This window comes from Streptomyces chisholmiae (assembly GCF_031845445.1).
Classification (GTDB): domain Bacteria; phylum Actinomycetota; class Actinomycetes; order Streptomycetales; family Streptomycetaceae; genus Streptomyces; species Streptomyces chisholmiae.
In genome coordinates this window covers 1-426 of sequence record NZ_JAVREO010000239.1, presented here as the reverse complement: position 1 = coordinate 426, position 426 = coordinate 1, and the positions used below count along the sequence as shown (strand labels likewise).

Sequence of the window (426 nt, the reverse complement as noted above, 5' to 3'; positions counted from 1 at the left end):
GGATCATGTTGTGCAGCGGTTTGCGGTGCGAGCCGCGCCAGAATTGCATGCACCCGTTTTCGATGTCGACATCTTCGAGGGCGAGCCAGGCGGTGACGTTGAAGAGCTCGTTGCGGTCTTCCGGCTCGATGACGGGGCGAAGGGCCTTGCCCGAAAGCGTGAACGTGGACACTTGATGCCAGGCCGTTTCCGGAGCGCCCGGCGGCTTCGGCAGAAGCTGCGTGCGCCACAGGAGCAAATCGGGCCCGAGCAGCTGGGCAATGCGGTCGAAGACGCCCTGCTGCAGGGCCAGGCGGGCGACGGCCGGGGTATCGAGATGCCGGTCGCGGCCGGTGCGAAGACCGCCGTAGATTTTCGACGGCGTGAACTTGCCGGCGACCTGGTATCCCATCGCGATGTTGCCGCCTTCGAAGACTTCGCTTTCCA

General features: G+C 64.8%; 1 protein-coding gene. It reads right to left on the bottom strand.

From position 1 onward, the window contains the following. A partial coding sequence (locus RM844_RS32995) for a phytanoyl-CoA dioxygenase family protein (protein ID WP_311671107.1) occupies positions 1-426 on the bottom strand: 426 nt, incomplete at both ends.